This is a genomic window from Bartonella sp. MU70NMGDW, assembly GCF_042194085.1.
GTDB lineage: Bacteria > Pseudomonadota > Alphaproteobacteria > Rhizobiales > Rhizobiaceae > Bartonella > Bartonella grahamii.
The window spans coordinates 1-9,191 of the sequence record NZ_JBHIMK010000074.1 but is presented as its reverse complement, the minus strand read 5'-3'; the positions used below and the strand labels follow the sequence as shown (position 1 = coordinate 9,191).

Genomic DNA, 9,191 nt, shown 5'->3' with positions numbered 1-9,191 from the left:
GTTTCCATGTTTTATCTCCTTGAATATGCTGGAGATACAATGTCTTTTTGCCAATTATGTTCCAAAAGTGGTAAATATGCGCCAAAAAGGGATAGGAAAGACCGAACACAAGACGGTGATCATTACTTAAAATTCTGGAGTATTTATTTTATTATTTCATTTTTTTGTAAAAACAGCGCGTCTTCTAAAATTTTAGTTTTTATATTGTACTTATAATTAAAAGAATGCTTCAATTATTCAAAATAAATATCAAAAGTATTCAATTCAAAAAGCTATGAGAGATAAAAGAGAAGGAAGAAACATTAGTGTTCTAAGCTGTTTTTCCTTCTCTTATTATTCTATATCAAAACAATGCTAGAAAAACTTTCTAAGTTCTTTGAGTAAAAACTCCCAAAACCAGAGAGGAAAGTTGAAAAGTTTTGAGACAATGTCCAAAAGTTTCGAGATTCTCTCCAAAGTTTGTTTTTTAGTTTCGCCCGCAGTTTTTTTATACGATGTAAGAGCACTTTGATTTGAGAGATAAATTTGGTTTGATGGACCATCTTGTACTAAGAAAGTGCATTTTGTAAAGGTCATGTGTTCCCCCTTTATGACGTAGGGATTATGAACTGTAATCGGTTCATAGGTGCTACAGGTTTTCACTTTTGCATTTGCAGTTGTCATGGATTCTGTTTCAAATGTATGTGTGTAAAGGTTACTTGTGCATTTTTCGGGATTACTGTCGATTAAAGTACATTCATCCATTATGCTTTTTATGGCTGTATTTACTTTGTTTATAAAGTTTTTGAGATGTTTAGAAAATTGAGTTTCTAAGGATAGGATTTTTAGGGATGGGATTTTTATGATTGTATTCATTTTATCAAGTTTTTTTAATACTTTTTTTATTAAAGTCCCGTAAATGTCTTTAATGTTTAAAAAATCACGAACACCAAGTTTACTGATGGCATTATAGGACCACCCTGAAAGACATGCGATCATTTCAATTGATTGCTCGTCGCCTTCTTTGCTCTGTATTGCTTTTAAGTCTTTAAATTTCGGGCGGCGTAAGGTGATTTCTGTGTATGTCTTTCCTTCCACTTTAATAGGTACAAGTAATTGGTACGTGGCTAGTTCTGTTATATTCATTGATAGCCCCTTGCTTTCTAAATTAGATGCAGAATGATTCGTCAAATTTTCATTATATCATGTTTGTCAATAGCTTAGGTAATAAACTTTGTGCTGGTTATGTAGAATGAAATTCTAACAAAATGGACAAGATGAATTTAGATTTTAGAGCGAGATAGAAGCGCAATTTGCTTTATGATATTAGTGGGCTATTAAGTTTGTTTGCTCAATTATTTGTGTTGATAAAAACTTCTCCATGAGGCATTGTTATATGCTGTATTGTTACAATAATATTTGTGTGGGGAGTTTTAAGGAGAGGGAGTTTGTGGCTTCTTTTTTCTTTGAGCGTTGTAAACCACTTCTGATAAAAGATGTTGTCGGAAAAGTGATGTTGTTATCATGGAGAGGGATAGAGTTTGGGAGCGTTTTTGTTGATGATATCAATGAAAAAAAGCTGATGAAGATAGGGCAACATGAATACAACAAAATGCGCTATTTCGGATTGGGAAATATATCTCTGAAGGGGAGTTTTGATCTTTTAGCTTCTTTTGCGTATAGTTTTAAAATTGCGATTTGCTATGCTTTAAAATTAATTATAAAGTGAAGCACTAAGTGTTTATTTACGTGTTGAGTGTGTGCGTGCGGATCATACACTGGATTTATGTATCAACAAGATGAATTATTCTCGAATAAAGTAAAAGAATAAAGAAAATTTATTATTTTATTCCCTGTGGATAAAGTTAAAATAGCTTTATATTTATAAATATAAATTATTATTTTGCTATACACGTAAAATTTAAATATTTTTAAATTTAAGAAATGTGATTTTCCTGATGAAACATAAATATACATTACCATTCATTATACTTATCGTATGTTTATCAACAGGAGGTTTGATTTCTACCGATATTTTTTTACCAGCACTGGGCGATATGCGTCAATATTATCAAGTGACACAATCTCAAATTCAAAGTGCAGTGGCGGTTTTTTTGTTGGCATTGGCACTTGGACAGCTCATTTATGGGCCGCTGAGTGATAATTTTGGGCGTAAAAAAACACTTCTATTGGGCTTATTCTTGTGGTTATTTACGACACTTGGTGTGATTTATACGGTTCATATTCACGCTTTTCTTGTGTTACGTTTTTTGCAAGGTCTTGGTGCTTGTGCGGGACTTGTCTTAAGTCGTGCAATTATCAATGATTTGTTGGATAAAAAAGCGGCTGGAAAACTTTATTTGATTGTTTTCCCTTTTATTGGAATGTCACCAGCACTTGCACCTTTCATTGGTGGACTTTTGATACAAGCTTTTCATTGGCAGGCAACTTTTATCTTTTTAAGCTTTTTTATATTTTTGACCATTTTTCTATGTTGTTTTGTGCTAACCGAAACTCTACCTCCTCAGAAGCGGCAGCATTTTTCTCCGGTAGGATTTATGAAGGCATATTTAGGTGTTCTCAGAAATAAACAATTTATTTTTTATGCACTTATTCCGTGTTTTTCTTACGCTGCCTATTTTGCTTATATTGTGGAGTCGCCTTTTTTACTCACGACTTTGGGGTTATCGCCGATACACATTAGTTATAGCTATATTGGTGTTTCGTTTCCCTATATTTTGGGAAATCTTTTGGCGCGATGGTTTTTTGAACGCGAGTCTATGGAAAAGACTGTGGGGAGAGGGTACATTATTTTTGTGATAGGTGGTGTGCTGTTTGCTTTGCAAATGTATCTAAGTCCATGGCCCCTTGTGACAAGTTTTATGGCTATTGCTGTTCTTACTTTTGGCAATGGTTTTTTATTGCCGTTAGGAACAGCGTTGGCTATTTCATCGCATCCGAAAGCTGCGGGAGCGGCTTCTGGTGTTATGGGATCTTTGCAATTAGGAAGTGCGGCACTCAGTGCAGCGGTTATCGGAAAGATATCTGGTCATAGCCCACGGGCTATGGCAACTTTGTTAGCTGTGTGTTGTATGATTGGTTTTATCATTTATATTCAAAAAGCGCGTCATTTTATGACTTCAGAAATGAACTGAGTAAAATGATAAAAAGAAAGCATTATGCGGAAATGTTTTTGATGTTGTTCACGAATGGGGTACCTGTACATTAGATGAATTTTTTTATTAAGTTGTTGGATTGAGTGGGTTTAAAATTTGTTACAAGCTTAGTTTGAGTTTAACAAATCGATTATGATGGGGGGAGAGTATGAGCCTAGAGTTTCAACATATTTTCATTATATTGGATGGGAAAAGTTTTGGCTCTAATGCATGTTTTAAATAAGGGGAGGAATTGATCAATGAGCCTTCCTATTATTATTCTTTCTCCTGTAATGCCAATTTGGGATGGTGGTGTTTTTTGTTCTCCATTGACAAAGCTATGCTTATCAAAAGGATACCCAGTCACTCTGTTGGATACGCTTTCTCTTTTTCCTAAGGGTTCTCATGTGCTCAATCATGCTGCTGTAGACATTTTATCTTTTATGGCAGAAAAACTTAAAAGCTATTTTAAAGAGCCCGCAGTGCTTGTGGGATTTTCTATGGCTGGAATGTTGGTACAAATATTGGCAGCACGGCTTCCCAATGTTCAAGCTGTGCTTGCTGTGAATGCACCTGGCTATCCAGATAAGGTTTTGCAACGGCGCCTTGGAGATATTCTTGCCTCCTTAGAAAATAATGATTTGTCGGGGGCTTTGGAAATACTCAATGGTTTTATGCATCCTTCTGGCATTATGAAAAAAAGAGTTTTATTGGAGATTCCCGATAAACAAAAAAGCGTGGCAATTGAACGCATGAGAAGAGGGTTTAAACTCTTATTAGAAATAGATGCTAGAGATGAAATAGTTAAGTATAAGGGGAAGTTCTTAGCTTTAGTGGGAGAAAAGTCGCAACTTGCAACGGTAGATAATCAGACGAAAAGTCATTTTTTCAATCATGAATATAAGATTATTTCTGGTGCTGGTACGCGTTTGTGGGAGGATAATCCTACTATGACAGATGCAGTCATTGATGAGTGGATTGATGAGTTATGAAAAAGAAAGTTCTTGTATTACCTGGTGATGGGATAGGACCAGAGGTTTGTGATGCTGCGTTGAGGGTCTTAGAGCAATTCCAATTGCCGATTGAGTTTACTTATGGTGATATTGGTTTTGAATGTTGGAAACGGGAAGGAGATCCTGTCCCTCAAGCAACTTGGCAAAAAATTATTCAGAGTGATGCTATTTTACTTGGTGCTGTGACCAGTAAAGGAAAAGAAGCGGCTTTAAAAGAACTTGCACCGCATTTAAAAGAGCAAAAACTTGCCTATGTGTCACCGGTTATTCAGCTTCGCCAAAAATTAGGGTTGTTTGCAAATATACGTCCTGTAAGATACATCTTTGGTCCGAGAAAACCTTTTCATTTTTGTGTTATCAGAGACAATAGTGAAGGCCTTTATGCTGGATTGGATTTTCGGGGTATTTCTCCTGAAACAGCCGTTTGGCTAAAACATCCCAATTTAACAAAATATGGGCTTGAGGAAGCTGCGTGGACAGTCCGTTTGCAGACACGCTTTGGTTTAGAGCGGTTATTTGAATATGCTTTTTCTTATGCGAGGAAATATGGCTTTAAGCGCGTTACTTTTGCTGATAAGCCCAATGTTATGCGAGAAAGTGGACAATTTGCTCAGGAAATTTTTGAGAAGATTGCGCAAAACTATCCGGAAATTGAAGCAGATATTCACAATGTTGATGCGGTTGCTTTGTGGATAGCAACAAAGCCAGAGCAATTTGGGGTGATTGTTGCTGAAAACATGTTTGGCGATATTCTCTCTGATCTTGCCGCTGGAGTCATGGGGGGATTAGGGCTTGCTCCTCATGTGAATGTGGGGAGCGAGATTGCTTGTTTTGAGCCTGTTCATGGCAGTGCACCACGTATTGCTGGACAGAATAAAGCAAATCCTTCTGCGATGCTTTATACCACGGCTTTACTTTTAGAGCATTTAGGTTTTAAAGATGCAGCAAAACAACTATCTGAGAGTGTTGATCAGGTTATTCGTGCTGGAAAAACTGTTACCTATGATCTTGGAGGTGTAGCCTCTACCCGTCAAATGGCTGAAGCTGTTCGCAATGTTCTTGTGAATCCTGTCTCTATTTGTCATGCGGCAATTATTACGATTGGTGATGAACTCCTTTCAGGACAATATTTGAATACGAATTTGCAGGATTTGAGTCAGAGCTTGAATAAAAGAAATATTCAAGTCACGCGTCATTTTGTTTGTGCTGATCAATTACAGCAAATCAGTGAGACTGTTGTTTCTTGCCTTGGACAAGAAGATCTTATCATTATCAGTGGGGGATTGGGACCAACATCAGATGACATAACACGTGATGCGGTTTCTCAAGCTGTAAAGCAGCCTTTGGTACATCATGAAGATGTTTGGCAAACAATAAAAGGTCAATTACAACGATTAGGGATTTTGGTGGATAAGAGTAATGCGCGTCAAGCATTGTTTCCTGAGACAGCAACCGTGCTTGATAATCCTACGGGTACAGCACCAGGCTTTTATCTTTCTTGTGATGGAAGTACGCTTGTTGTTTTGCCTGGTCCGCCATCACAGGCTCTTGCGCTTTTAGAGAATTATTTAGAACACAACGAGAAGAAATATTCTTTTGTATCGCGTGCGGGGTATGCATGGACTTTGATTGGAATTGATGAAAGTACCATTGCGCAGTGGGTTGATTGTCATCTTGAAAATGAGCCATTTGAACGGCATTTTTTATGGAAAAGCCCCTATGTTCTTGTGCAGCTTGTTGGTCAGTCATCGGCACCTTTGGCACAGCATTTAATCGAACAATTTGAAGATCATTTTCACTCCTATTTGGTTGGTGCAGAAGTTACTACTGCTTGTAAACAATTGAAAAAGCATACAGAGGTTCATTGGTCTTCCAATGATCCATATCTTTTAAAATATTTTCAGCCCATAGAAAAAAGTACAAAAAATATTCCACTGCTTGAGGTTGAAGTGAGCCTAGAACCTTCTATCGAGACATTAGAAAATCAAGAAGAAAGCCTTGGACATGCCACGATGACTATACGGATGAAAGGTTATGGTGATGATCGTGTAACTTTTCCCTATACGCGACCACTTTTAGGTGCCGTCTTACAAGAATATGCAGCTTGGTTGGTTTTAAAAAGAGTTTTGCAAACTGAGAAAAGCAAATGAACCTCTATGGGGACGTAAAAATATTGCTCAAATTATTGAACGTTCTATTATAAGAAGTATTTTGATCCTTTTCTTAAGTGGTTTTTATCTATAGGTTAAACTTTCTTTTAATGTGTAATTAAATGACTTTGATTAATTCAAGATTAAGAAAAACTTTACGATATTAGGCTTGCTACATTCAATATTTATAATGATTAATTATTATTATAAATCAATTCGTTATCTTTCATAGAGCTGATGACAAGGAATCCAGAGACTTCATGTGCCTCAAGCGTTGTAAATAATTGAGATTCTTTGTAAATCAAAAAGCGATGGTGTGAAAAGACAAGAAGTTGTGTCATTTACAGGAAAGCTTTGCAAATTTTATTGAAAAATATGTCCAGTTTATTGCGAATATGTGCCATTCAGTTATCTGATAATAAATTGCTGTAAAGAGCTTATAAAAATTTTTCCTTTAAGTTTTTGTGTGATTGCACGATCGTTGGGTGTTCGCTTCCGAGGGGCGATATTTTTCAATGTGATAACAGGAAGAATTATTTTTCTGTAAGACGTGAAAATTCAAGGAGTGATTATTTTATGCTTTTGTTTTCTTTTCGATTGGTAATTTTTAGGAATTTGTTTGAGGAAAATATTTAATGCGGTGCGTTTGTGAATGTGGTTAAAAACATTTTACGCGTGTGTGGGGGAGAAATAAAATGTGTCTTAATTGTTGATAAGAGTGTCAATGTTTTTGATGAACAAATTTTAGGCGTAATTCTTAGTATCTAGATAGGAAGTTCATTGCATTTTTAACAGTTCGTGTCCTATCTGTTGTGATGCGCAGTGGTCTTTTTTAGCAAAAAAGAAAGGGCTTTTATGTATCAGATTGATTACAACAGTTATCGTTCTGTCAAGAGTTTTAATCGTCGCGTTCGTTTTCTCGTTATGCATTATACGGCTCTTGATTTTAAATCCTCGATTATGGCGCTTACAGGAGAAAAGGTTAGTGCACACTATCTTGTTCCTGATCCTTCAGAGCAGACATATCGTGAAGCAGGCTTTAAGGACATGCGTATTTTTAATCTGGTTGATGAAAATGAGCGTGCATGGCATGCGGGTGTGAGTTCATGGGCTGGGCATAGTCATCTCAATGATGCATCTATCGGGATTGAAATCGTTAATTTAGCGACGGGTCATTCTGAGTCTCCAGAAGAGACAGTTGATTTTATGGCTTATCATGATGAGGGTGGTATATTTCCTCCTTATAATCCAATACAAATTGATGCCGTTAAGGAACTTGCCTTGAATATTCTTCAACGGTATCCCGATATTATGCCAACTGATGTTGTGGGACACAGTGATATTGCTATTGGAAGAAAAAGTGATCCAGGAGCAGCTTTCCCATGGAGAGAACTTTATAGGGCAGGTATAGGAGCATGGTATGATGATGAACTAAAAAGTCATTATCAAGAGCAATTTTCTAAGAACTTGCCGCCCAAAGAAGATATTTTGGCGAAGCTAAAATGTTATGGATATGACATTTCTGCTGCGTGTACCCAAACAGGATACAAAGATTTGATCCGAGCATTCCAACTTCATTTTCGTCAAGAAAATTATGATGGGATTCTAGATGTTGAAACAGCAGCAATTCTTTATGCATTGGTTGATAAATATTTTCCGTGAATTCAACGTGTTTTAATTGAAAATATGGTTATGATGACGTGTAAGCCTTTTTCTTATCAAGAGAGGCTTCTTTTTTCCAATGCGCTTTATGTAAAAAAGGGCATTAATCGTGTAAAAAATCCCATGTACGGTATAAGGCGTTTTATGGAAACATAACGCTATAGAATGCTTTATGATTTCCAGAGATTAAATTTACTGGTTCTTTGTCTTATATTTTGCTTCCTTTTTTACAGTGACGTTCATAAAGAATATAATCTAAAGTCCTCTATTAAGTTAGCTTCATTTTTATGCTTAATAAAAGTGCCTAGAACCATCATAAACTTTTCCAGATCTCAATGTTACTACAGTCCTTGGAACTTAAAACGATTCATAAAGGGTTTTCTTTACTCGTTTTTATTCACACGGCTCTCTCCATTCGTCGTGTACAAGTGAATGGTTTTGGTTGATTGAAACATGGGACAGGTCTGAAATGGAGAATCCTACGATATTCTGGACTTTTATTCAACATGCAAAATAATAAATTGTCATTATAAATTAATGTGATGCAGATTCAAAAAAAGGTGGGTCGTTTACAGATTGCTACTGATAGGAGTCTCTATTCTTTAGATGGGGAAGAGGTTAATTCATTTTTTGAAGATATATCTATTTTCTCTTTTATTGCTTTAGGGGATATTTTCATCGTTTTGATAACATGTTTCTTGATGATTAAGTTTTTTAATGCGCGGCAGTGTTGTAAAATGTTGTGTTTTAGGATGTTAATAGAAGACACATTCATGCATATCAAAAACACAATGATGTCTTGTTTTTTTCAATATTTTATTTGTTCAGTACAGAACTTACCTGAGAAGTTCATGACCTAAATTAACAAAGGTTAGGTATAAATTACCAACAAAAATCAATTTGGTAATAAAGAAAAGGTATTTGTTCACCTGGGTACGCAAGAGATTGTTTGAATGGATGTGTAAGAACCCACGTATGCAGTGTTCTTATCAAGTACATCAGGTTAATTTTCTGAGAATATTTTTGTGAAAGTGAGTATTTTTTTTCAAAAAGACAAGAAAATAACGATCAAGAAAGATGCTCATGATGTTTGATTACAAAAATAAAAACTGGCAACATATGTTGCCAGTTTTTAAAATCTTTAGCTTAAATAGTATTAGAATGAACGCTGTAAACGGATCATACCTTGAAAAGCACTTTTCTTATTGAATAAATGTTTTTCATCATTATTT

Annotated in this window: 6 protein-coding genes; 5 read left to right on the top strand and 1 reads right to left on the bottom strand. The window is 35.8% G+C overall.

All coding sequences use genetic code 11. From position 1 onward, the window contains the following. Window positions 1-354: 354 nt before the first annotated feature. Complete coding sequence (locus tag ACFIKE_RS07110) at window positions 355-1,125, bottom strand: phage tail assembly protein (RefSeq protein WP_375648893.1); 771 nt, start codon at window positions 1,123-1,125, stop codon at window positions 355-357. A 304-nt stretch (window positions 1,126-1,429) separates the two neighbouring features. Between ACFIKE_RS07110 and ACFIKE_RS07105 the strand changes: the two genes are divergently transcribed. The 5 genes from ACFIKE_RS07105 (at window position 1,430) to ACFIKE_RS07085 (ending at window position 7,959) form a co-directional block, all read left to right on the top strand. Continuing rightward, the gene (locus ACFIKE_RS07105) at window positions 1,430-1,708 is read left to right on the top strand and encodes a hypothetical protein (RefSeq protein WP_375648891.1); all 279 of its coding nucleotides are present in this window, start codon (window positions 1,430-1,432) and stop codon (window positions 1,706-1,708) included. A 229-nt stretch (window positions 1,709-1,937) separates the two neighbouring features. After that, window positions 1,938-3,134: a multidrug effflux MFS transporter gene (locus ACFIKE_RS07100; protein WP_375648888.1), complete on the top strand. Its 1,197-nt coding sequence runs from the start codon at window positions 1,938-1,940 to the stop codon at window positions 3,132-3,134. 260 nt (window positions 3,135-3,394) lie between these two features. Then, on the top strand, window positions 3,395-4,126 hold the full coding sequence (locus tag ACFIKE_RS07095) for an alpha/beta fold hydrolase (protein WP_375626769.1): 732 nt from the start codon (window positions 3,395-3,397) through the stop codon (window positions 4,124-4,126). Further along, window positions 4,123-6,297, top strand: a complete 2,175-nt coding sequence (locus ACFIKE_RS07090; protein ID WP_375648886.1) for an isocitrate/isopropylmalate family dehydrogenase — start codon at window positions 4,123-4,125, stop codon at window positions 6,295-6,297. Before ACFIKE_RS07095 ends, ACFIKE_RS07090 begins: the two co-directional genes overlap by 4 nt. Before the next feature lie 855 nt (window positions 6,298-7,152). Then, entirely contained in the window at window positions 7,153-7,959 is an 807-nt protein-coding gene (locus ACFIKE_RS07085; RefSeq protein ID WP_375626766.1) for an N-acetylmuramoyl-L-alanine amidase, read from the top strand. Window positions 7,960-9,191: the final 1,232 nt, after the last annotated feature.